The organism is Clostridium uliginosum (assembly GCF_900112485.1).
Lineage (GTDB): Bacteria > Bacillota > Clostridia > Clostridiales > Clostridiaceae > Clostridium > Clostridium uliginosum.
On record NZ_FOMG01000014.1, the window covers coordinates 1 to 22,680 of the forward strand.

Below are 22,680 nucleotides of genomic sequence, written 5' to 3' on the forward strand. Positions count from 1 at the left end.
CCCATTTCTTTAATAATATATGTTAGCTTGTATTTTACAATTTTTGAGTAATTAATCATTAGTGATGCCTCCTTAAATTTTTATATATTTAAGGGCTGCGCCGCATTTTTCTATATATTTGTCAAGTGTTAATTGAAAAAAGCAAGGTATATTTTTATACCTTGCTTTTTTTGAACAATATCAATGTCATTTCGTTAACTAAATGACATTGGTCAGAATGCTAGTCTATTTTGCATAATATGGTACATTTTTTTGAACTGTTATTTTCTTCATATTTCTACAACGAGACTATCTCAAGTGAGATGGTCTGTTTTTTATGTGCTCTAATTTAACATAAATAGATGTTTGAATTTTAATTTTTCTCAGCAAACTCTCAGTTTACGTTCAGAAACTATTAAGCTTTATTTGTTATAATTCAGTTAACAAATTAACTAAGGCACATTCAAAAAAATAATAGACCAGTATGCTTGTCTATTTTGCGTTATACTGCTTCAGCAAATTTAGCCAATAGCCAGCTATTAACTGAATTTGCCTCCTTGTCTGACACTAAATATACGACGCATCTTTGGTCTATTATTTTCTTTCATGTGCCTAAGTATGTAGGTGGTGTAATTTTATTATGAGTACAATAAGCGTTGAATTATTAATAATCACAATTATAGTAGGAGTGATTTTAATTTTTATATTTGTTACTGGAAAATATGAAAGACCTTCAATAATAAAGAGTAGCTATGCTCTTGGGACTATAATAAATTTGAATGTATGTGGCAGTAACGGTCAAAAGGCAATTGAAGAAGCAATTAAAAAATTAAATGATATTGATGATAAAATGTCAGCATTTAAAGAAGACAGTGAGATATCAAAAATAAATTTTAAAGCTGGAGCTACTTCAGAAGTTGTAAGTAGGGATACTTATTTTGTAATAGAAAAGGCTGTTGAGTATAGCAAAATATTAGAAGGAACTTTTGATCCAACAATAAGACCACTATTAAAGCTTTGGAATATAGGTACAGAAGATGAGAAAATTCCTGAAAAACATCAAATAGAGGAAACACTAAAACTTGTCAATTATAATGATGTGATTCTAGATAAAAGCAATTTCTCAATAATGCTAAAGAATATGAAACAAGCTTTGGATGTAGGTGGAATAGCGAAGGGATTTGCAGCTGATGAAGTTAGAGACATTTTTTATAAACACAATATTAAAAGTGCTTTAATTGATTTAGGTGGAAATATTTTTGCACTTGGGAATAAAGAAGATGGCACGTCTTGGAAAGTTGGAATTCAAAATCCTTTTAAGTCTAGAGGAGAACATGTTGGAATATTAAGTGTAAAAAATAAATCAGTAGTTACATCAGGTAATTATGAAAGATATTTTATTAAAGATGGAAAAAGATTTCATCATATAATTGATCCTAAAACAGGATATCCATCACAAAGTAAAATTATAAGTGCAACGATTATATCAGATAATTCAATAGATGGTGATGGGTTATCAACAGGTGTTTATATTCTGGGTATAGATAAAGCACTAAAAATTATAGAGGCTATAGAGGGCATTGATGCAATATTTATCACTGAAGATAAAAAAGTATATATAACTTCTGGCATTTATAAAAATATTTTTACATTAACAGATGAGGAATTTTTTTTAATAGATACCACAATGAAAATTTTAGTTATGTAGTGAATTAATCGAAATAAGGGATAATTGTTTATTTCGGTTGCTGAGGATTTTTATGTGGGTTTCTAACATTAAAATATATCTGAAAATAATATACACACATAAAGTTTCGAGTGTGGGTACATATAAATAAAAAATTATAGCTTTGATAGAAGGAGTAATAAATATGAGTAATAAGATAAAGAAATCTCAGGTTCTAAGGCATTGTATACAATTAATCTCATTTTTACTGTTGCCGGGATTGTATGCAATGACTTTTAGTGAATTAAAAACAGTGTATCAAATGATTATGGGAGGAAATTTTAACTTTCTTCAAGCATTTCCAAGTTTGATAGAGTTTGTAGCTGTTATGTTTTTAACCATAATAATTGGAAGATGGTTTTGCGGATGGATATGTGCTTTTGGAGCTTATAATGATTTAATATATTTTATATCAAAAAAGGTGTCTAAGAGAAAATTTAGAATAAATGAAAAAGTTGATTCTATATTAAAATATGTAAAGTATATAGTATTGATATTTATAATAATTGTTTCTTGGACTATAGGAAGCAATATTTTAGAAAGTACAAGCCCTTGGGATGTTTTTGGCCAAATAACTGATTTATCTACTGTTTTTTCTAGTTTACTTATTGGACTTGTATTTTTAATTTTAATTACCATAGGAGCATTCTTTATTGAAAGATTTTTCTGTAGATATTTATGTCCTTTGGGTGCTGTATTTTCTATAATTTCTAGATTTGGAATAACAAAAATTAATAAGCCTAAAGCTGATTGTGGTAAATGTAGAGCTTGTACAATCAATTGTTCAATGGGATTAAAACTTTATAAAGTAAATGACGATCGAGGTGGCGATTGCATAAATTGCTTAAAATGTACAGAAGTATGTCCTAGAAATAATGCTAATGCAAATATGATTGGAAAAGATTTAAATCAGAATCTAGCTGGTTCTTTAGCAATGGCTACAATGCTAGGTGTTTATGGACTAACAAGTTTTGGAGGAGACGTTTTAAATAAATCTGGAATAGGTTTAAATAACAGCACAATTTTAAGTGATTCAACTTCAAACAGTTCAGCTTCAGATAACGCTTCACAAAAGTATAAAGATGGAACATATACAGGAAGTGGGGAAGGTTTTGGAGGAACAACTAAGATTTCTGTTACTGTAACTAATGGAAAGATAGCAAGCATAGAAGCTTTATCAAACGAAGATACTACAGAGTATTATGAAAGAGCTTCAAATGTTCTAATAAAAAAAATGATTTCTAAACAATCAACTTCAGTAGATACAGTTTCTGGAGCTACTTATAGTTCTAAAGGAATTATAAGTGCAGTGAAAGATGCATTAAATCAGGCATCTGCTTCAGATTTTAATAATGATAATTCTAATAATAGTAGTGCTACTAAAGGTGAGACTATAACTTCGAATTCAAAAGCAAATCAAGGAAGCACAAGTTCTAATTCAACCAATAATAGTCAAGGTAACTATAAGGATGGAACATATACAGGAAGTGGAAGAGGCTTTAAAGGAGGAACAACCAAGATTTCTGTTACTGTAGCTAACGGAAAGATAAGTAATGTAGAAACGTTATCAAATGGAGATACTCCAGAGTATTACAGAAGAGCTTCTGGAACTGTAACAAATAATATAATTTCAAAACAATCAACTTCAGTAGACACAGTTTCTGGAGCTACATATAGTAGCAAAGGTATTATTGAGGCAGTAAAAAGTGCATTGAGTCAAGCTAAATAGTAAAACTTGTTAAAATATCCACTTTTCAATGAATATGATGTCTTCATTGGAAGGTGGATATTTCTATTATATTCCTAAATTAACCCATTATTCTAGTTGAAATAAGTGTATTTTTTAATGATGTTATAAACTTTAATATATTATATATAATTACTCACTAGGACTAGAAAAATTGCCTAACAGTTTCTATTGTTTTAAGTTGCACCCGTTATTGATTGCTCCAAAGACAGGCTTTGGAGCAATCAATAATGGAACAACTTAAAACAATGAGTTAAATTAAGGTGATTATATAATAACTAACATATTTACAAAAATTGTTAATATAATAATATAAGAATTTATAATATTAATAGGAGTATGATGTGAAATGCCAAATAAAAATAGAAATAGAATTATAAATAATATAGGGACAAAGACTACAATGATACCAGAAAAGAAAATTAAAACAAAGAAAGAGACAATTTTAATTGAAGTTGCAAAAGATCAAGTTATAGGTGAATTTATTAATGGATATGAAGTAATAAAGCCTGTTAAACTATATGGTAAATATTATGCATTGGTAAAGAACAAGTAATATATATATGTTCTAATTAAGTTAATACATTTATAAAATTTTATTTAATTTTTATAATAAATTACATCTTTAATTAACAATACCTACTTAGAATCATATATATCATAAATTTTCTATATAAGTTCCTCACTATAGTAGTTAAATTATAGTATTTATAAGTGTTCTAAAATTTATATTAATGAATAAATTTTATTGGAACTTATATACTTAAATTTTAAAGCATACTTATACTTTGAATATATACCAGAACTAGAAATAAGGGGCATGCATTTATTGCAGTGTTTTATAGGATAAGGTTGGTATGTTAATTTTAGGAATATTCAAAAAATATCATTGACGTTTGATAATTAATAGTATAGTGTTTATATTGTAAAAGGTTTTAATAATTAAATAACTAGGGGAGCTAATATTTTAGCTGAGATTGGAAAAATTGATTTCTTAGACTCTTATAACCTGATTTGGTTAATACCAACGTAGGGAAGTATATATTAATATTGTGTAGTCTATTGATGTAGCCCTAGGGCTACATTTTTTTTGCGTGTTATAGAATTAACTATAGAATATTAAGTAAAAAATTAGAAAATAATAAATTCTTTCTGAAACTCACATTTTTCCAATAGCATGTTATATGTTTTTATTCTTTTGTTGTTTTATTCATTAAAACATATATTTATAAACATATTTATTTTAGGGGGAATTGTAATGGATAAAAAAAGTAAAGCACAAAAAATTGCATTAAGTGGGATTTTAATTGGTATTTCAGTTATATTTGGAACATTTTCAATTCCAATTGGAGTAGCAAAAATATCACCAGTACAACATTTTGTAAATGTAGTAGGGGCAATCGCTTTAGGGCCACTTTATGCATGCGCAAATGGATTTATTGCAGCGCTTCTTAGAAATGTTTTAGGAACGGGAAGTTTATTAGCATTTCCAGGAAGTATGATAGGGGGATTAGTAGCAGGAATTCTTTACAACAAATTCAAAAAAACAATAGCTGCTGTAATTGGAGAAATAATAGGAACAGGAATATTAGGAGCTATTATAGCTTATCCAGTAGCAATATTATTTTTAGGGAAAGAGGCTGCTTTATTTACTTATATAATACCATTTACATTAAGTTGTAGTGCTGGAAGTATTATAGCTTACTTTTTCTTAAAGGTACCAGCTATAAAGAAAACTTTAATAAATAATCAATATTTAATTATGAAGAAAAGTTCTAAGAATATTGAAGGAATGTAATTGCTAATTATAAAGTATATAAATCACACTTACAAAGAAAGGATGAAGAATCATGAAAAATGCATTAACTATTGCAGGGTCTGATAGTTCAGGGGGAGCTGGAATCCAAGCAGATTTAAAATCATTCTCTGCTAATGGAGTTTATGGAATGAGTGTTATTACAGCTGTAACTGCTCAAAACACTATGGGAGTTTTTGATATTCAGGATATAAATCCAGAAATGATTGAATCTCAAATAGATGTTATTTTTAAAGATATTAGAGTAGATGCGATTAAGATAGGAATGGTATCTAAGATTGAATCTATTAAGGCTATAACAAAATCATTAAAAAAAGTTAAAAAGTTACCTGTTGTAGTTTTAGATCCTGTTATGATTTCTAAAAGTGGATTTAATTTATTATCAAGGGATGCTAAGGATACACTAATTGAAGAATTATTTCCTTTAGTAACTTTAGTTACTCCTAATTTACCAGAAGCAGAAGAAATTTTGGGATATGAGATAAAAACTTTAGAAAATATGAAAGAAGCTGCTTTGAAAATTAGAGAACTCGGACCTAAATATGTACTTGTTAAAGGTGGACATTTAGAAGGAGAAGCTACAGATTTATTATTATATGGAGAAAAGTTTATTTATTTTAAGCAAGAAAGAATTAATACTAAAAATACTCATGGAACAGGATGCACATTATCATCTGCAATAGCTGCTAATTTAGCTAAGGGGATGAATATAGAAGATGCAGTAAAAGAAGGAAAGAGATATATAACAATTGCTATTAAACATGGACTTGAACTTGGAAAAGGGGTTGGACCAACTAACCATTTTTATGAACTGTACCAAAAATCAGGTATGTTAGGTACATAAAAGAAAATAACAAGTCAATAGGAATAATGGATGATATAAGTAATTACAAGGAGGGCAAAATTTAATGAAGAATAAAATAGATTATAGTATCTATCTTGTAACAGATAGAGAGTTAATGAGTACAAAGACATTAGAAGAAAGTGTTGAAAAGGCAATTAAAGGTGGTTGTACATTAGTTCAACTAAGAGAAAAAGATTGTTCATCACTTGATTTTTATAATACTGCAATAAAAGTAAAAGAAGTTACTGATAAATATAATGTTCCACTAATAATAAATGATCGTTTGGATATTGTATTAGCTGTTGATGCGGCTGGAGTTCATGTAGGACAAAGTGATATTCCAGCAAATATTGTAAGAAATATATTAGGGGAAGATAAAATTATTGGAGTTTCAACAGGTTGTTTAGAAGAGGCACTTAAAGCTGTTAAAGACGGGGCAGATTATTTAGGGGTTGGAGCTATGTATACAACAGGAACTAAAAAAGATGCAAATTTAATATCAATGGATGAATTAAAAAGGATAAGGGAAAATGTAGATTTACCTATAGTTGTAATAGGAGGAATTAATAAAAAAACGGTTAAGGACTTTGAGAATACAGGAATTGATGGATTAGCAGTAGTTTCAGCGATTATTTCTCCAAAAGATATTACTAATGCTACAAAAGAATTAAAAGAATTATTTTCTAGCGTTAAATAGTTTAGAATAATTTATGATGAATTATACTATAAGTAAGTGCGAATTTTACTAAAATTGGACAGAAAAGAGGGAAGTTGCATGTGAGAAACCTGCACTTACAGTTTTGAGAGTAGATATTTAAAGATTAATAACTAGTACTTGCTTTTAGAAATAAATAGTCGTTTGCAGCATTTGTATGCCTTAGGTGTGATTGCTAATAAAAAATGAACATAAAGAATAGTAAAATGGCTTAAATCATAGTACAATTTGAGCCATCTTCCTATTTGTTAGTATAATCCAGAACTTATTAGCCTCTTTTTAATTTGAGGTCCAATAAGTGATGCAATTATTATTTTTACTATATCTCCTGGAATAAATGGAAGTACACCAACTGCTAATGCTTTATTGAATGCTATATGTGCTTCATATGCTAACCATGTTGTTCCAAATATATATGTTACGATTGTGCCTACTACCATTCCTAAGAAACACATATAAATTTTGTCTGAGAATTTATCTATGAAAATACCACTGATAAATGCCATAAAAATAAATCCAATTAAATATCCACCTGTTGGTCCAAATAATTTAGGGAATCCTCCAGAAAACCCTGAAAATACTGGTAGTCCTACAAGACCTATGAAAAGATAAACTATATAACTAAGTGTTCCTCTTTTTCCTCCGAGTGCATATATTGCAAAATAAATTGCAAGATTAGTTAATGAAATTGGTACTATTCCAATAGGTAGTGATAGTGGTCCTAAGATACAAGTAACAGCTGTTATAACGCCAATCAATGTTAATTGACGAGTATTAATTTTTTTTGCTTTTGCCATAATTGATTCTCCTTCTATTTTTGAATATCAAAACCAAGCTTTGTAAACATAATTTTATCTTGCTCAGTGTTATTTCCTACAGTGGTTAACATATCACCAGTAATTGTTGCATTGGCACCAGCTTGGAAGATTTTTGTGCCTCCATCTGCAAAATAATTTCTACCAGCTGCCATACGAATATAAGCAGTTGGATTTAAGTAACGAAAAATTGCTATTGTTCTTAAAATGTCCTCATGACATATTCTTTCTAAATTGCCAAATGGAGTGCCTTTTATTGGCATTAATACATTGATTGGTATTGATACAACTCCAAGTTCTGATAAACTAATAGCCATATCAATTCTATCTTCCCATGTTTCACCCATTCCTATAATTCCACCAGAACAAACATTAAGTCCTACCTTCTGAGCAAGTTTAATTTCTTCAATTTTATCTTCATATGAATGTGTAGTGCAGATATTATGAAAGTTTTTTTTAGAAGTTTCAATATTTTCATGATACATTGTAACGCCAGCTTCCTTTAAACGTATAAATTCTTCTTCTGTCAAAAAACCATGTGATGCACACAACTTAACTTCACATTCTTCATGCATCTTTTTATAGGCGTCTATTGCTTTATCAAAATCAGTGCCAGTTAATGATCTTCCAGCTGTAACAATAGAGTAGCGATGTACGCCATTTGCTTCATTTTTTTTACAATCTTCTAAAATTACATGTGGATCTAAAAAAGCATATTCTTTAATTCCAGTATTATGGTGAGCAGACTGAGCACAGAATTTACAGTTTTCACTACATTTTCCGCTGCGTCCATTAATAATTGTACAAAGGTCTACTTTTTGTCCACATAATTTCTCACGAATTTTATTGGCTCCTGCACAAATTTCTTTTAATCCTATAGTTAATAAAAATTCTAAATTATCATTTCTTGTCAAACGCTTTCCAGTTATAATTTCTTTAATTAATTTTTCCATATTAGTTCACCACCATGTAAAATTGTAAAAATAAACGTTAATTTAGTATATAATTTATAACTTTAATTGTCAACCTAAACCTATAATTCGGTTTACAATAAAATTATTCAAAGATCATATTATAAAACAATTTATTACACTTAAAAGTTACATGGCAAATTAGAAATCTTAATTTCACAGGTGTCTAAAGTATCTTAAAATAAGCATTGAGCTTAGTGTCTAAAGAAAATTCTTATCGTGGTCCTGTTATCTATCAAAATGGACAGTATAAACATCATTGTATTATCAGTGGAGAATTCAAGTGGTTTCAAGGGCATGAAGAAATTTATTTTGCTGACATTAAAGTTTGTGAATGCCTTTTCCATGGTGGGTTAATTAAATAGTAAAAATGAATATATGTAATGGAGAGTAGTATTATCATACTAAATAGAAATGATTTATGTTGGTGCAAAAGTGGATTGAAATATAAAAAATTAATGTAATAGTATTGCCTTGAGATGTTTTAAGTTCATTAATAAAAAATATTTCTTGTATTTTAAAATATAAATAGTATAATTTATATTACCATTGGTAATATAATGAGGTGAATTGATGAAAAAAGGAATAACAAAGGATCAAGTAGTAGAAACAACTCTTAAGCTAATAAAAGATAATGAGAATATAAGAAGTGTAAATTTAAGAGGCGTTGCACGTGAGATAGGATGTGCGCATACTAATTTATATAACTATTTTAGTTCATTTGATGAATTATTATGGTGTGCTCACATAAAAATATTAGAAATATTTTTAGAGGAACTTAAAGAAAAGATACTTGTAACGAATGACTATGAATTAAAGCTTAATTATTTTTATAATCATTTTGTGGATTTTTCTCTTAAGCATAAGGGATGGTTTCGTTTAGCATGGTTTGAAATATTAGAAGGTAATCGTCCAGAAGAGGATAGGATTGCAACTACTCAAACTGTTGATGCCTTTGTGGAAATCATTGAAGGCATATGGATTAGCATGTATGATTCTTCACCATGTAGAGAGAAAATTAGAGCTGTAATTCATAATGTACATTGCTACATACATGGGGAAGTATCAATATATATTGCAAAAAGGGGGTTGATTCAAGAAGAATACTTATTTAAAAAATATGTGGTCAATCAATGTATAAAACTTACAAAACTTCTATTAAATGAGGAGGATTAGTTTTTTATGAGTAGTTATGAAAATGAATTTAAAGAAGAAGAATTATATATTAATAATACTATTTCACTTCTAAATAAGAATTTAGAAATTGAATTAAATAAAGTGAGTTTAGCTCAAAAAGAACTAATGAATGTGAATAAATATATGTGGGAAAACAGTGTACACTATATTGATGATATTGATAGATTAGCTGATATAAAGCAAGATTTATCAGTTATTCATGTTCAAAGAGCAGGCTATGAAGAAATAGAAAAAAAGATATATAAGTATAAGAGTATGCGTAAGAAACCTTACTTTGCAAGAATAGATTTTAAAGAGGAAGATGAAAGTAATGCAGAAAAAATCTATATAGGGTTCAATAACCTTTTAGATGAATATAATTATGAGCTTTATGTTTATGATTGGAGATCTCCCATAGCAAGCATATTTTATAGATATGAATTAGGAGCAGTAAGTTATAAAGCGCCTAAAGGAGAGATAAAAGGAGAAACCTCACTTAAAAGGCAATATGAAATTAAGAATGGAAAGTTAGATTATTTTATTGATTCAAATTTAAACATTATTGATGATGCACTTAAAAATGCTTTATCTAAAAATACTTCTTCAAAAATGAAAACAATAGTTGAAACAATACAAAGAGAACAGGATATTATTATTCGTGATATTGAAAATGATTTGCTTATTGTGCAAGGAGTAGCTGGAAGTGGAAAGACATCTATTGCACTGCATAGAGTTGCTTTTTTAATGTATCAAGGTTTAGTAACTAAATTATACTCTAATAATATCATTATAATTTCCCCAAATGATTTATTTGGAAATTATATAAGTGATGTTCTGCCAGAACTTGGAGAAGAAACTATTAAAACAATAACATTTGAATATATATTTAAGGAAATTTTTAATAATAGTATTAACATTAAATCTAGAAATCAATTATTAGAAGATATAATAGATACTAAGAATACTAAAAAAAGAAATATTATTAAATCAAGTATGGAATTTAAAGCTTCAAAAGAGTTTGTAATAATATTGCAAAGACTAATATGGTATTTTGAGCATAGAATGATAGAAATTTTAGATATTTATTATGATGGAATATACATTGAAGACAAACATTCAATTAAGGAGTCTTTGCTAAAAGGTACTATAAATATGCCTATTGAGAAGAAACTAACAATAATTGAAAATAGAATATTTGAAAAAATTCAATCTATTAGAAAGAAAAGAAGAGAAAAACTAGAAAAATTTATTAGTAGATATCCACACCATCAATTTGAAATTAAGGCTTTAGCGAGATTAATTACAATAAAGGAAACTTATAGATTAAAAGAGCAAATTAATAGCTTTACTAAAGTTGATTATATGAAGGTTTATAAGAATTTGTTTAAAGATAAAAATTTATTTTATCATTTAGCAAAGGGACTTAACTTACCAGGAAATATAGAAGAGATAATAGATAGCTTTAACTGTGATTACAAAGTTATATCATATGAAGATACATTATCAATTATGTACCTTAAAGTGAAAATGAGTGGATGTAATGTATTTAAAGAAATTAAACAAGTTGTTGTTGATGAAGCTCAAGATTATTATCCTATACATTTTGAAATTTTAAAGGAATTATTTAAGAATTCTAAATTTACTATTTTAGGAGATATAAATCAATCAATAGAGAAGGAAGCAACCTTATCAATTTATGAAGATGCAAAAAATATATTAAATAAAAAAAGAAGCATGACTGTATATATGAATAAAAGTTTTAGATGTTCCTATGAAATAAGTAAATTCAGTAATAAATTTCTTGATGAAAATATTAAAATAGAAAGTTTTGAAAGACATGAGGAAGAACCTGAAGTAATAAAAGCAGTTACTACTCATGATTTAGATGAAAACATAGTAAAACATATATTAAATTATAAGAATTTAAATTATACATCAATAGCAGTTTTGTGTAAGAGCATGAATGAATGTGAAAAAATATATAAGAGACTTAAAAAGAAAATAGATATGAAAATTATTAATGGAAGTAATGTGAGCATAAATGGAGTAATGATAATGCCTGTCTATATGGCTAAAGGATTAGAATTTGACTGCGTTATAGTTTATGAAACAAATAACAGAAACTATAATACAGAAGTTGATAAAAGATTATTATATATTGCTTCTACTAGAGCACTTCATAAATTAGTGTTCTTTTATACTGGAAGTAAATCTAAATATTTGGAGGTTAATGATATTTAGAAGAGGTGATTTAGATTAAGAAATACTAAAGTTTATTGGTAATAAAGGAATTCCTGGGAAAAACATAAGTCACTCTGAAAAGAAATCACAGTTATTTCAGTTCATAGCTCTGCACTTGATTCATTAAGTATTTTTACACTCAAGTATTGAGGGGATGTTTAAATTATTTTTTTGTGCATTGAGCATAGCGAAAGGTATGATAGTTAATATGAGATTTGAAGAAGATATAATGAACTCCATAATTTATCAGGTACATCATAATAGTGGTAAAAACCTGTATAGTCATGCGGTTAGCGGGAATATGTCATTTTGTTCTTTTACAGAGGAAGTGGTTGCTAGATATAATGATGAATTAAAGCTATGCTGGCAAACTGACCTTATGGAAAAAATTATTGATAATACCGTTGATACGGTACTAAAAGAATTTTATTGCACAAATCAATATATTGATTTCAATAATGAATCGAAAGCTTTGCTTAAGCAGGTATACAATTTACTGTTTCAAGATATTATAGTAAATGAATTGGATTTGAAAATCGTGCAAGAAAGACATTATACTCGTTTAGCAAAATTATTATCAATTACAAATCCTTTTACGGCAATAATTAATCCACCAAACAATACATACGCCTCAAGTGCAGTATGTGCAGAATATTCAGCGGAATTTCAACTATTTATACTTGGATTGAAGTTATCGGAAATCAAGGCCCCATTATTAGATATTGGATGTGGTGAAAATGCTGAACTAGTTAATTTTATGAGATCAGCTGGGATTGAAGCATATGGGGTCGATAGAATTTGTGCTGACAAGAAAGTATATCTGAGCAAAGAAAATTGGTTTGAATACGATTTTGGCATATCAAAATGGGGTACTATTGTATCTAATATTGCACTTTCCAGTCACTTTATTAATAATAATCTGCGAAAAGATGGAAAATATAGCGAATTTGCAATGATTTATATGAAAGTATTAAATGGACTTGTTCCTGGAGGGAGTTTCATTTATGCACCGGCAATTCCATTTATTGAAAATTGCTTGCAAGCATCTGAATTTCTTATTGAACGAGAATTGTTGAATAAAGAATATTATAGAGTAAAAGTTACTCGCTTATATAGATAGCAAGTAATGAAGAAAAAGCTACATCAAGTATTGCAACTTTGTGTAGCTTGTACGTTATTTATCAACTTGAATGGAAATTTTTAATAAATATTGATTTGGGTCACTCACTGAAAGATAATAGAGTTGATCTTCCTCGTAGGCATTTCCAATGATTTTGTAGCCGTTTTGTTCAGTATACTTTTTAAGTTTGTGGTAAGCATCCGGCAGTGTTTCATATGCGCCCTTGTGAAATAACACAACATAAGTTCCAGCAGGTTTTATAAATAGATATTCACTATTTGCCTTATGATCTATTTTGCTGCAAAAGTACTTTCTCTCAAATAGGCCTTGCTTAAGGTTTTTCAAAAGTACGATTTCACCAATTGGAAATTCATTATAATAATAATTTTTGCGGCAGTATGAAATATGTTCTTGTATTTTCATATGGAAAGCTTTTTCGTCTGTATAACTAACTTCTGGTGCGTCGATAACAATATAATACTCCTCAGTACAATATTCAATTTGAACTTCATTGCAATTAACTGACAGTGCATGTTCTGTAGTGGCTATGGTATTTTTGAGGAGCTTTTTTATTTGATTAAGCCGTTTTTGTTCTTTTTTTAATTGAATTTGTTTTGCTTTTAGAATAGATAAAAAATTCTTTGTATTCTGTTTTTCCATATAGCTTTTAATTTCCTTCAGAGGTGTACCGATCTCTTTGAGTGATTGGATAATATCAAAGGTTGTAAGCTGCTTTGTTGAATAATACCGATACCCATTTTCTGCAACAATTTCCGGCTTCAAAATGCCTAGTTCATCGTAGTAGAATAGGGTGTCTTTTTTTACACCGCATAAAGCAGCAAACTCTCCCGCTTTGAAAAAAATTTTTGACATTTTTTTATCCTCCTATTGACTATTGGGTAACCCCACACTTTATAATATGACTGTTGCCGTTAAAAAGCAAGGTATTATCATGGCGCTAATGAAATTTCACGAATAAGATGGTTTTAATGGTAACTTTTTTAATATAATAATAGTGTAAAAAGAAGAGGTTGATTTTATATGAAACAAGATATGTTAGTTAAACAAAAATATTTAAAAAAAGGAGGAATTATTGCGCTTATTGCTGTGCTGAGTATGGCTCCTATGTTTTCAGTTGATATGTATCTGCCTGCACTTCCATATATGAATGCTTATTTTGCAGCCTCTGAGTCAGTAATGAATTTAACACTGGTAGGCTTTTATATTTTTATGGCTTTAGGACTTTTAATTTTTGGGCCTCTTAGTGACAAGCATGGTCGTAAGCCTATTTTAATTATAAGTTTGTTTTTATATGTAGTTTTTAGTGGTCTTTGTGCTATCTCTACAAATATTTGGCAATTGATATTTTTTAGAATTATTGAAGCAATTGGTGCTGGTGGTATGTTAGCAATTTCAATTGTTCTGATTAAAGATTCTTTTAAGGGGAAAGCTATGGGTACCATACTTGCAGTCGTTACGTCTATTTCTATAATTGCTCCTATGATTGCACCTATTGCAGGAGCATTTATATTGCAGTGTTTTAAGTGGAGAGCAATTTTTGTAGCTTATGCAGTTATAGGCATTATATGCTTAATAGCTTCATTTCTACTAGCTGAAACATTGCCTGCTTCCAAAAGATTAGATGGAAAGTTAATAAATACAATGGGAAGGCTTGTAGTTGTAGGAAAGAATAAGGGTTTTACATATTTATTGATTATTGCATCCTTGTTTGCAGCTCCTTATATGGCTTATGTTGCCGTATCTTCATATGTTTATATTGATTTTTTTGGATTATCTACAACCACCTACAGCTATATCTATGGTATAAATGCGGCATGTTCTGTTTTAGGACCACTTATCTATATAAAGATAAATGGAAAAGTTGATCCAAAAAAAATTACATGGTTGTGTTTTGTACTAGCTGTTTTTAGCGGAATGGCGCTTATTATTTTAGGACGTCTTTCACCTGCATTATTTCTACTTTCATTTAGTCCATTTGCTTTTGTAGAAAGCATCATGAAAGTATTTAGTACGGATATCTTATTAAATCAACAGGAAGGAGATAGCGGATCAGCATCTTCTCTAATTAATTTCACACAAACAATATTAGGAAGTATTGGTATGGTGATAGGCGCGTTACCTTGGTCTAACTATATAAGAGGACTTGGAATATGTGTCCTAGGCTTCACAATAATTGGTGTAATTAGCTGGATTGTATTACTAAAATCTAGTATTTATATAAAAGGTTTAAAAGAAATCCAAAATAGAAAACAATCTGAGTACAACTCTTGCACTTAGTGATAATCCAAATGAAATAATAAAACATAAAGTAGATAACTGTGATATTTATCTAATAGAGTATTTACAATAATAATTTGTATATATATAATAGTACTATGTTTTGTTTTATAAAGATTAATATTGATAAGTGTGTTGAAAGAGAAGAGTATATATATATTAATTTAAAGCGAGTTAGGGATGGTGTAAGCCTGATATTTAATTTTATAGAAAGAAGCTCTTGAGCTTAAAATGAAAGCTTTATTGTGTAGTAGTTTTAGGGTATTCTCCCCATATAGAGATAATGAGTGGATTAAGTTTATTTAATCAATTTAGGTGGTAACGCGGAATTAACTTTCGTCCTAATTTTTAGGACGAAAGTTTTTTATATTTTTCTATGTTTTAAGTGAATGTTTATACTATAGTATCAACACTGTTTTAAAATGTAGTAGTATATTTAGGAGGAAAAAGAATGAGTTTAGAAAAATTAGCTAATATAATATTTCCTGATATTGATAAGACACCAGAATATTATATTGAAAAATACCAAAAGAGAAATTTAAAAGAAGGTGCAGTTGTTACTAGATATGCGCCATCACCAACAGGGTTTCAACATATCGGTGGAGTCTTTGCAGCTTTAGTAAATGAAAGACTAGCAGTTCAAAGTGGAGGTGTTTTCTATTTAAGAATAGAGGACACAGACCAAAAAAGAGAAGTTGAAGGTGCAATTGAAGATACAATTAAAACAATGCATAACTTTGGAATGGACTTTAATGAAGGTATGACAGGAGAAGAAACTTTTAAAGGGGAATATGGTCCATATAGACAAAGTCAAAGAGCAGAAATATATAAAACTTTTGCGAAGGATTTAGTTGCTAAAGGATTAGTTTATCCATGTTTTTGTACTCCAGAAGAATTAGCAGATTTAAGAGAAAAGCAAATAGCTCAAAAAATAACACCGGGATATTATGGTGAATATGCTAAGTATAGAAATTTAAGTCCAGAAGAAGCTATAGCTAAAATAGAAGCAGGAGAAAAGTATATATTAAGATTAAAATCACCTGGAAATTCAGAAAATAGAGTTGAATTCTATGATCTAATAAAAGGAGATATATCATTCCCAGAAAATAATCAAGATATTGTTATAATAAAAGGGGATGGATTACCAACATACCATTTCGCACATGTTGTAGATGATTCTTTAATGAGAACTACTCATGTTATAAGAGGAGAGGAGTGGTTATCATCATTACCTATACATGTTCAATTATTTGAAGTGCTAGGTTTAGAAAGACCAGAATATGCTCATATTCCAACAATAATGAAAAATGATAATGGTTCAAAGAGGAAATTATCAAAGAGAAAAGATGCTGAAGCTGCTGTTTCTTATTATACAGAGGTTGGATATCCAACTGTTTCAGTTATTGAATATTTATTAAATATTATAAATTCAATTTATGAAGAATGGAGAGCAGAAAATCCTACAGCCGATTATCATGAGTTCCCAGTATCTTTAGATAAAATGAGCAAATCAGGAGCTTTATTTGATATAGTAAAATTACATGATGTAAGTAAAAATGTTATTTGTAAAATGAAAGCAGATGTAGTTTATGATAACTATGTGGCTTGGGCAAAAGAATTTGATACAGAAATGTATAAATTAGTTACAGCTAATGAAAAAATGTCTAAAGAAATGTTTAATATAGATAAAGAGGGCCCAAAACCAAGAAAAGACTTTGCTAAGTGGGATGAAGTAAAAGAAAAAATATTCTATTTCTTTGATGAATTATTCTATAAAGAAATTGCAGAGCAAGTTGAATTACCAAAGACAGTAACATTAGAATCAGCAAAAGAAGTAATAAAAGTATACATGAACAAATACAATACTAATGTTGCTAGCCAAGAGGAATGGTTTGAGGATTTAAAAACAATTGGTTTAGACTTAGGATATTGTGCAAATAGAAAAGAATATAAAGCAAATCCAGACCAATATAAAGGTATGATTTCAGATGTTGCAGGGGCAGTAAGAGCAGCTATATCACACAGAAGTAATACACCAGATCTTTATACTATTATGAATATATTAGGACATGATAACGTAAAAGAAAGATTTGAAAAATTTTTAGAAATATAGATATATAAAAGGAGTTGTCTCGAAATCAATGTATATGAGTTCCAATAAAGTTTATTCATTAATGTAAAGATCATTAATATAAAGCTCATGGACAGAGTAATTTACTGTGACAGCCCCTTATTATAGAATCTTAAAAAACAAGTTAAATATTAAAATCTATTATTCGGTGCCTTTATTTTTTTAGTATAGTAGATTAAAATTAACAATAGATGTAAATACATATAAGTATATTATGTAATCACTTTAAGATGTGAAAATAATTAATAGGAGAGATAAAATATGTTTAATGAAATTAATTCATCTAACTTCATAAGAAATATAATTATTGAAGATTTAGAGACTGGAAAACATAAAAAAATAATAACTCGTTTCCCACCAGAGCCAAATGGTTATTTACACGTAGGGCATGCTAAATCAATAGTTTTAAATTCAGGATTAGCAGAAGAGTTTAACGGAAAATTTAATTTGAGATTTGATGATACAAACCCTACTAAAGAAGATACTGAGTATGTTGAATCAATAAAAGAAGATGTAAAATGGCTTGGTGGTAACTGGGATGAAATATTTTTTGCATCAAACTATTTTGATACAATGTATGAAAAAGCTATCCTTTTAATAAAGAAGGGATTAGCTTATGTTTGTGATTTAACTCCAGAAGAAATGAAAGAATATAGAGGAAGCTTAACTGAACCAGGAAAAGAAAGTCCTTATAGAAATAGAACTGCTCAGGAAAATCTTGATTTATTTGAAAGAATGAGAAAAGGTGAATTTAAAGATGGGGAAAAAGTATTAAGAGCTAAAATAGATATGGCTTCTCCAAATATAAATTTTAGAGACCCTATAATTTATAGAATTGCTCATGCAGAACACCATAATACAAAAGATAAGTGGTGTATATATCCAATGTATGATTTTGCACATCCAATAGAAGATGCTATTGAAGGAATAACTCATTCAATATGTACTTTAGAGTTTGAAGATCATAGACCTTTATATGATTGGGTTGTAAAGGAATGTGAAATGGAGTCTGTTCCTAGACAAATTGAATTTGCAAGATTAAACATGACTAACACAGTTATGAGTAAAAGAAAATTAAAGCAATTAGTTGATGAAGGAATAGTTGATGGATGGGATGACCCAAGAATGCCTACTATATCAGGATTAAGAAGAAGAGGATATACACCAGAAGCTATAAGAAATTTCTGCAGTGCAATAGGTGTAGCTAAATCTAATTCATTAGTAGATTCTCAAATGTTAGAATACTTTATAAGAGAAGATTTACAATTAAAAGCACCATCAGCAATGGCTGCTATGAGACCTTTAAAATTAGTTATTACAAACTATCCAGAAGGTCAAACAGAAATGTTAGAAATAGAAAATAATGCTAAGGATGAAAGTCAAGGAAAGAGACTTGTGTCATTCTCAAGAGAGTTATATATAGAACAAGAAGATTTTATGGAAGTTCCAGTAAAGAAATATTTTAGATTGTTTCCTGGAAATGAAGTAAGATTAAAAGGTGCATATTTTGTTAAATGTACAGACGTTATAAAAAATGAAAATGGTGAAGTTACAGAAATACATTGTACTTATGATCCAGAAACAAAATCAGGTTCAGGATTTACAGGAAGAAAGGTAAAAGGAACTATTCACTGGGTAGATGTTAAAACAGCAAAACCAGCAGAATTCAGATTGTTTGAGCCTTTAATATTAGATGATATAGAAGAAAATGAAGGAAAAAATTTCTTAGAACAAATAAATCCAAACTCAATGGAAGTATTACAAGGATTTATTGAGTCAACAGCTGTAGAAAATGCTAAAGTGCAAGATAAGTTACAATTTATTAGAAATGGATTCTTTACAGTAGATTCAAAATATACTACTGATAAAAAGTTAGTATTTAATAGAATAGTATCACTTAAAAGTTCATTTAAACTAAAATAACAAAGAAGAGAATAAATAAAAAATCACCATATATAGAATTATTATATAAAAATAGTATCTAATTTATAAGTAACGGCAAACTTTACTAAATTTAAGTACATGATAATAATTGGCGTTATGATAATATAAATAGGCTAAGGGAAATTGATTCAATAGAGATTAGTATAAATGATAATAATTTAATAATGGAGGAGAACCACGTCCAAAGTGAGAGGTTCTCCTTTTTCTTTTGTTTCAAAAAGAAGATTTATATATAAAAATACCTATATATTCAATGAAGGAAAAATGTAAATAGGATTATAGAATTACATGGAGGGGAAATAAACATTATTGAAAAATACAGAATATAAAACAATATTTAAAATTAGTTTAATAGTTTAGTTATATAAGAAAATTAAATAATTAGAGAGAATGATAAGGTTAAGAAGTTTTATTAATTTCTTAACCTTATTTTTTAAAATACCATATATTCATATCTCGGTTATTTCTATATGTAATAACATATCTAATTATATAGAAATAAAATGAATTAAAATTAAGATTATTGGTTAAAGTATGCTAAGAAATAATTTAATAAAACAAAGGGGGACTTTTATATGACTGTTAGCTCAAATGTAAAACAAACTTTATCTACGCTAAAGGGGGCTGAGGCTACTTTAAGAGTATACTCATTACAAGAACGTGATAAAGAAGCTAGGGATATTTATGCTGAGGCATTTAAAGAAATAAGTAAAATTAAAACAGATTTAGAAAAAAGAGTTGGCACTATTGAGTTTGAAGAGCCTCAATATAAAGGCAACTAAGTGAGGTGAAATATGGATACTTGGTTAATATTATTGTTTAATTCAATAATTTTATTTTTTTTAACATTGGTTTTAACAAGGTTTATGAAGAAAAAAAGCGTATCTAACGTTACCCCTTTTGATTTTATTTCTTATGTAGTTATTGCTATTATAATTACTTTGATTTCATTAGGTGTCATTGCCAATATTTATTTTGGATTAATTGCACTGGCTGTTTGGGTACTGATACCTATTATTTTAGATTACGCCTCCATGAAAAGTAAATGGATATATAACATAATAAATGGTAAGGAAAGAGTATTAATTAAAAATGGTAAGGTCATGGAAGATAACTTATCTAAAGAAAGAATTACGGGTCAAGAATTTCTACAAGAGTTACGTTCTAAAAAGGCATTTAATTTAGCTGATGTTGAATTTGCTGTAATGGAAACAACTGGAGATATAAATGTTAGTTTAAAAGCTGATAAAAAACCTGTTACCTCATATGATTTAGGAAAAAAAGTTGCATCTAAGACTGAATCACAGACAGTTATTTTAGATGGAAATATATTAAATGAAGGCCTTACCAATATTGGATTAAATCAAGGCTGGCTTACAACTGAGTTAGAAAACAAAGGAGTCGCACTTGAAAATGTTTTTATTGGTCAAGTAGATTCTTCTGGAGATTTATATCTAGATCTATTTGATGATATGATACAAGTCCCAAAAACACAGGTTAAAGAAATGCTATATGCCAGTATTCAAAAAAGTCAGGCAGAACTTATGTCCTTTTCTTTAGAAACAGAGAATAAAGGAGCAAAAGCTATGTATTTAAAAAATGCTGAAAAGTTAAAAAAAATCATAGAAAAATTAGAACCCTATTTATTACGTTAGAAGGTGAAATAAATGTCCAATATGAAAAAGAAAAAATTAACCACAACTCAGCTGCAATATGATGAATTGGTAAATAATATAGAGCCTAAAAGACCTATTTTAAAAAATTGTATTAGAGCCTTCCTTGTAGGAGGTATCATATGTACCATTGGTCAATGCTTACAGATGTTCTTTATTACCTATTTTAATTTTAATGAAAAAACAGCAGTTACGCCTACTACACTAGTTTTAATCTTTGTTTCAACTTTACTTACTGGACTTGGAATTTACGATCATCTTGGTCAATGGGCTGGAGCTGGATCTGCTGTTCCAATTACAGGTTTTGCTAACTCTATAGCTTCTGCTGCAATTGAGCACAAGAGTGAAGGACTTGTACTTGGGATAGCTGGAAATATGTTCAGACTTGCCGGGGCAATTATTGTTTATGGAGTCTTTTCTGCTTTTGTAGTTGCTACAATAAAAATGACAATTAAATGGCTGGGGGCGATGTAAATGCTTCAAGGACATCAATCATGGATTTTTAATTCTAAACCTACAATATTAGCTTCAGCAGCAGTTGGTGGCCCTTTTGAAGCTAATGGTGCTTTAGCAGATGACTTTGATATACTTCATGAAGATTTATGGCTTGGACAGGATAGCTATGAAAAGGCGGAAAAGGTTCTTCTCGAACATGCGTGTGAAAGAGCAATAAAAAAATCAAGTATAAAAAAAGAAGATATCAACTTTTTTTTAAGCGGAGACTTGATGAATCAAATTATTTCTAGTAGTTTTACTGCACGAACTTTGGGTATACCTTTTTTAGGACTCTTTGGTGCTTGCTCTAGTTCCATGGAGAGTTTATCACTGGCTGCTCAATTAATAGAAAGTAAATGTGCTAAATATGTTCTGGCAGCTGCAAGTAGTCATAATGCAGCTGCAGAAAAACAATTTAGATATCCTACAGAATATGGTGTGCAAAAGCCTCCAACTGCTCAATGGACAGTAACAGGAGCTGGAGCCGCAGTACTGGGAGAACAAGGAGATGGACCTAAAATAACTTCTGCTACTATAGGAAGAGTAATAGATATGGGAATTTCAGATCCTTCTAACCTTGGAGCTGCTATGGCACCAGCTGCTGTTGATACCATTGAAGCTCATTTTAGAGATTTGAATATTGATGCCTCATATTATGATCTTATTGCTACTGGTGATTTAGGAAAGGTAGGACATGAACTTGCTAATAGTTTATTAAAAACCCATGGTATAGAAATGCCACGCGATATATTTACAGACTGTGGACTTTTAATATATAAAAAGGATCAACCAGTTTTTTCTGGTGGTAGCGGTTGTGGCTGTTCTGCTACTGTAACTTATGGGCACTTTCTTAACCGTATGCGAAGAGGGGAATTAAAGAGAATACTAGTTGTTGCAACAGGTGCTTTAATGTCCCCAATATCCTATCAACAAAAGGAAAGCATACCTTGTATTGCCCATGCTGTTTCTATCGAAATGTGAAAGAGAAG

At 29.1% G+C, this 22,680-nt stretch carries 21 protein-coding genes, 1 riboswitch and 1 other annotated feature; of the genes, 18 read left to right on the forward strand and 3 right to left on the reverse strand.

Annotated elements, in window-relative coordinates:
- Window positions 1-619 precede the first annotated feature (619 nt).
- From BM027_RS10090 to thiE, 6 genes are all read left to right on the forward strand, one after another.
- Window positions 620-1,687 (forward strand): FAD:protein FMN transferase, encoded by a 1,068-nt coding sequence (locus tag BM027_RS10090; RefSeq protein WP_090091439.1) that lies wholly within the window; start codon window positions 620-622, stop codon window positions 1,685-1,687.
- 163 nt (window positions 1,688-1,850) lie between these two features.
- On the forward strand, window positions 1,851-3,434 hold the full coding sequence (locus tag BM027_RS10095) for an FMN-binding protein (protein ID WP_090091441.1): 1,584 nt from the start codon (window positions 1,851-1,853) through the stop codon (window positions 3,432-3,434).
- Window positions 3,435-3,801: 367 nt separating this feature from the next.
- Window positions 3,802-4,008, forward strand: coding sequence for a hypothetical protein (locus BM027_RS10100; RefSeq protein WP_175559965.1), 207 nt, complete (start codon window positions 3,802-3,804; stop codon window positions 4,006-4,008).
- A gap of 386 nt (window positions 4,009-4,394) precedes the next feature.
- Window positions 4,395-4,505: riboswitch (TPP riboswitch) on the forward strand.
- 205 nt (window positions 4,506-4,710) lie between these two features.
- The gene (gene thiW / locus BM027_RS10105; protein WP_090091443.1) at window positions 4,711-5,250 is read left to right on the forward strand and encodes an energy coupling factor transporter S component ThiW; all 540 of its coding nucleotides are present in this window, start codon (window positions 4,711-4,713) and stop codon (window positions 5,248-5,250) included.
- Window positions 5,251-5,302: 52 nt separating this feature from the next.
- Complete coding sequence (gene thiD / locus BM027_RS10110) at window positions 5,303-6,112, forward strand: bifunctional hydroxymethylpyrimidine kinase/phosphomethylpyrimidine kinase (protein ID WP_090091444.1); 810 nt, start codon at window positions 5,303-5,305, stop codon at window positions 6,110-6,112.
- 64 nt (window positions 6,113-6,176) lie between these two features.
- The gene (gene thiE / locus BM027_RS10115; protein ID WP_090091446.1) at window positions 6,177-6,809 is read left to right on the forward strand and encodes a thiamine phosphate synthase; all 633 of its coding nucleotides are present in this window, start codon (window positions 6,177-6,179) and stop codon (window positions 6,807-6,809) included.
- A 266-nt stretch (window positions 6,810-7,075) separates the two neighbouring features.
- On the opposite strand, the gene BM027_RS10120 is transcribed toward thiE, so the two are convergent.
- Complete coding sequence (locus tag BM027_RS10120; protein WP_090091447.1) at window positions 7,076-7,624, reverse strand: biotin transporter BioY; 549 nt, start codon at window positions 7,622-7,624, stop codon at window positions 7,076-7,078.
- 14 nt (window positions 7,625-7,638) lie between these two features.
- Window positions 7,639-8,595: a biotin synthase BioB gene (gene bioB / locus BM027_RS10125; protein WP_090091449.1), complete on the reverse strand. Its 957-nt coding sequence runs from the start codon at window positions 8,593-8,595 to the stop codon at window positions 7,639-7,641.
- A 215-nt stretch (window positions 8,596-8,810) separates the two neighbouring features.
- Here bioB and BM027_RS18535 point away from each other — a divergent pair, with 215 nt between their 5' ends.
- The 5 genes from BM027_RS18535 to BM027_RS10150 all read left to right on the forward strand — a co-directional run bounded on the left by BM027_RS18535 (window position 8,811) and on the right by BM027_RS10150 (window position 13,150).
- Window positions 8,811-8,978, forward strand: coding sequence for a DUF5680 domain-containing protein (locus tag BM027_RS18535; protein WP_242943308.1), 168 nt, complete (start codon window positions 8,811-8,813; stop codon window positions 8,976-8,978).
- Window positions 8,979-8,996: 18 nt separating this feature from the next.
- On the forward strand, window positions 8,997-9,077 hold the full coding sequence (locus BM027_RS18895) for an SEC-C metal-binding domain-containing protein (protein WP_090091451.1): 81 nt from the start codon (window positions 8,997-8,999) through the stop codon (window positions 9,075-9,077).
- Between the two features lie 109 nt (window positions 9,078-9,186).
- Window positions 9,187-9,789: a TetR/AcrR family transcriptional regulator gene (locus BM027_RS10140; protein ID WP_090091453.1), complete on the forward strand. Its 603-nt coding sequence runs from the start codon at window positions 9,187-9,189 to the stop codon at window positions 9,787-9,789.
- A 6-nt stretch (window positions 9,790-9,795) separates the two neighbouring features.
- On the forward strand, window positions 9,796-12,030 hold the full coding sequence (locus tag BM027_RS10145) for a HelD family protein (RefSeq protein WP_090091455.1): 2,235 nt from the start codon (window positions 9,796-9,798) through the stop codon (window positions 12,028-12,030).
- Between the two features lie 154 nt (window positions 12,031-12,184).
- Window positions 12,185-13,150 (forward strand): hypothetical protein, encoded by a 966-nt coding sequence (locus BM027_RS10150; protein WP_139209542.1) that lies wholly within the window; start codon window positions 12,185-12,187, stop codon window positions 13,148-13,150.
- Window positions 13,151-13,204: 54 nt separating this feature from the next.
- On the opposite strand, the gene BM027_RS10155 is transcribed toward BM027_RS10150, so the two are convergent.
- Window positions 13,205-14,023: a MerR family transcriptional regulator gene (locus BM027_RS10155; protein WP_090091459.1), complete on the reverse strand. Its 819-nt coding sequence runs from the start codon at window positions 14,021-14,023 to the stop codon at window positions 13,205-13,207.
- Between the two features lie 168 nt (window positions 14,024-14,191).
- On the opposite strand from BM027_RS10155, the gene BM027_RS10160 reads away from it, so the two are divergent.
- From BM027_RS10160 to spoVAD, 7 genes are all read left to right on the forward strand, one after another.
- Window positions 14,192-15,448: an MFS transporter gene (locus BM027_RS10160; protein WP_090091461.1), complete on the forward strand. Its 1,257-nt coding sequence runs from the start codon at window positions 14,192-14,194 to the stop codon at window positions 15,446-15,448.
- A 126-nt stretch (window positions 15,449-15,574) separates the two neighbouring features.
- Window positions 15,575-15,795, forward strand: a binding site (T-box leader).
- 104 nt (window positions 15,796-15,899) lie between these two features.
- A complete protein-coding gene (gene gltX / locus BM027_RS10165; protein WP_090091463.1) occupies window positions 15,900-17,561 on the forward strand; it encodes a glutamate--tRNA ligase in 1,662 nt (553 codons plus the stop codon).
- Window positions 17,562-17,840: 279 nt separating this feature from the next.
- Window positions 17,841-19,502, forward strand: a complete 1,662-nt coding sequence (locus BM027_RS10170; protein WP_090091465.1) for a glutamine--tRNA ligase/YqeY domain fusion protein — start codon at window positions 17,841-17,843, stop codon at window positions 19,500-19,502.
- 596 nt (window positions 19,503-20,098) lie between these two features.
- On the forward strand, window positions 20,099-20,305 hold the full coding sequence (locus tag BM027_RS10175) for a DUF1657 domain-containing protein (protein ID WP_090091467.1): 207 nt from the start codon (window positions 20,099-20,101) through the stop codon (window positions 20,303-20,305).
- Between the two features lie 12 nt (window positions 20,306-20,317).
- Entirely contained in the window at window positions 20,318-21,178 is an 861-nt protein-coding gene (locus BM027_RS10180) for a DUF421 domain-containing protein (protein WP_090091469.1), read from the forward strand.
- A 12-nt stretch (window positions 21,179-21,190) separates the two neighbouring features.
- The gene (gene spoVAC / locus BM027_RS10185; RefSeq protein ID WP_090091471.1) at window positions 21,191-21,670 is read left to right on the forward strand and encodes a stage V sporulation protein AC; all 480 of its coding nucleotides are present in this window, start codon (window positions 21,191-21,193) and stop codon (window positions 21,668-21,670) included.
- Window positions 21,671-22,672: a stage V sporulation protein AD gene (spoVAD, locus tag BM027_RS10190; RefSeq protein ID WP_090091473.1), complete on the forward strand. Its 1,002-nt coding sequence runs from the start codon at window positions 21,671-21,673 to the stop codon at window positions 22,670-22,672.
- The last annotated feature ends 8 nt before the right edge of the window (window positions 22,673-22,680 follow it).

Excerpts from the sequence above, each read along its gene's own strand:
- BM027_RS10090 (WP_090091439.1), top strand. The coding sequence starts at position 620 with ATGAGTACAATAAGCGTTGAATTATTAATAATCACAATTATAGTAGGA.
- BM027_RS10095 (WP_090091441.1), top strand. The coding sequence starts at position 1,851 with ATGAGTAATAAGATAAAGAAATCTCAGGTTCTAAGGCATTGTATACAA.
- BM027_RS10100 (WP_175559965.1), top strand. The coding sequence starts at position 3,802 with ATGCCAAATAAAAATAGAAATAGAATTATAAATAATATAGGGACAAAG.
- thiW (WP_090091443.1), top strand. The coding sequence starts at position 4,711 with ATGGATAAAAAAAGTAAAGCACAAAAAATTGCATTAAGTGGGATTTTA.
- thiD (WP_090091444.1), top strand. The coding sequence starts at position 5,303 with ATGAAAAATGCATTAACTATTGCAGGGTCTGATAGTTCAGGGGGAGCT.
- thiE (WP_090091446.1), top strand. The coding sequence starts at position 6,177 with ATGAAGAATAAAATAGATTATAGTATCTATCTTGTAACAGATAGAGAG.
- BM027_RS10120 (WP_090091447.1), bottom strand. The coding sequence starts at position 7,624 with ATGGCAAAAGCAAAAAAAATTAATACTCGTCAATTAACATTGATTGGC.
- bioB (WP_090091449.1), bottom strand. The coding sequence starts at position 8,595 with ATGGAAAAATTAATTAAAGAAATTATAACTGGAAAGCGTTTGACAAGA.
- BM027_RS18895 (WP_090091451.1), top strand. The coding sequence starts at position 8,997 with ATGGAGAGTAGTATTATCATACTAAATAGAAATGATTTATGTTGGTGC.
- BM027_RS10140 (WP_090091453.1), top strand. The coding sequence starts at position 9,187 with ATGAAAAAAGGAATAACAAAGGATCAAGTAGTAGAAACAACTCTTAAG.
- BM027_RS10145 (WP_090091455.1), top strand. The coding sequence starts at position 9,796 with ATGAGTAGTTATGAAAATGAATTTAAAGAAGAAGAATTATATATTAAT.
- BM027_RS10150 (WP_139209542.1), top strand. The coding sequence starts at position 12,185 with ATGTTTAAATTATTTTTTTGTGCATTGAGCATAGCGAAAGGTATGATA.
- BM027_RS10155 (WP_090091459.1), bottom strand. The coding sequence starts at position 14,023 with ATGTCAAAAATTTTTTTCAAAGCGGGAGAGTTTGCTGCTTTATGCGGT.
- BM027_RS10160 (WP_090091461.1), top strand. The coding sequence starts at position 14,192 with ATGAAACAAGATATGTTAGTTAAACAAAAATATTTAAAAAAAGGAGGA.
- gltX (WP_090091463.1), top strand. The coding sequence starts at position 15,900 with ATGAGTTTAGAAAAATTAGCTAATATAATATTTCCTGATATTGATAAG.
- BM027_RS10170 (WP_090091465.1), top strand. The coding sequence starts at position 17,841 with ATGTTTAATGAAATTAATTCATCTAACTTCATAAGAAATATAATTATT.
- BM027_RS10175 (WP_090091467.1), top strand. The coding sequence starts at position 20,099 with ATGACTGTTAGCTCAAATGTAAAACAAACTTTATCTACGCTAAAGGGG.
- BM027_RS10180 (WP_090091469.1), top strand. The coding sequence starts at position 20,318 with ATGGATACTTGGTTAATATTATTGTTTAATTCAATAATTTTATTTTTT.
- spoVAC (WP_090091471.1), top strand. The coding sequence starts at position 21,191 with ATGTCCAATATGAAAAAGAAAAAATTAACCACAACTCAGCTGCAATAT.
- spoVAD (WP_090091473.1), top strand. The coding sequence starts at position 21,671 with ATGCTTCAAGGACATCAATCATGGATTTTTAATTCTAAACCTACAATA.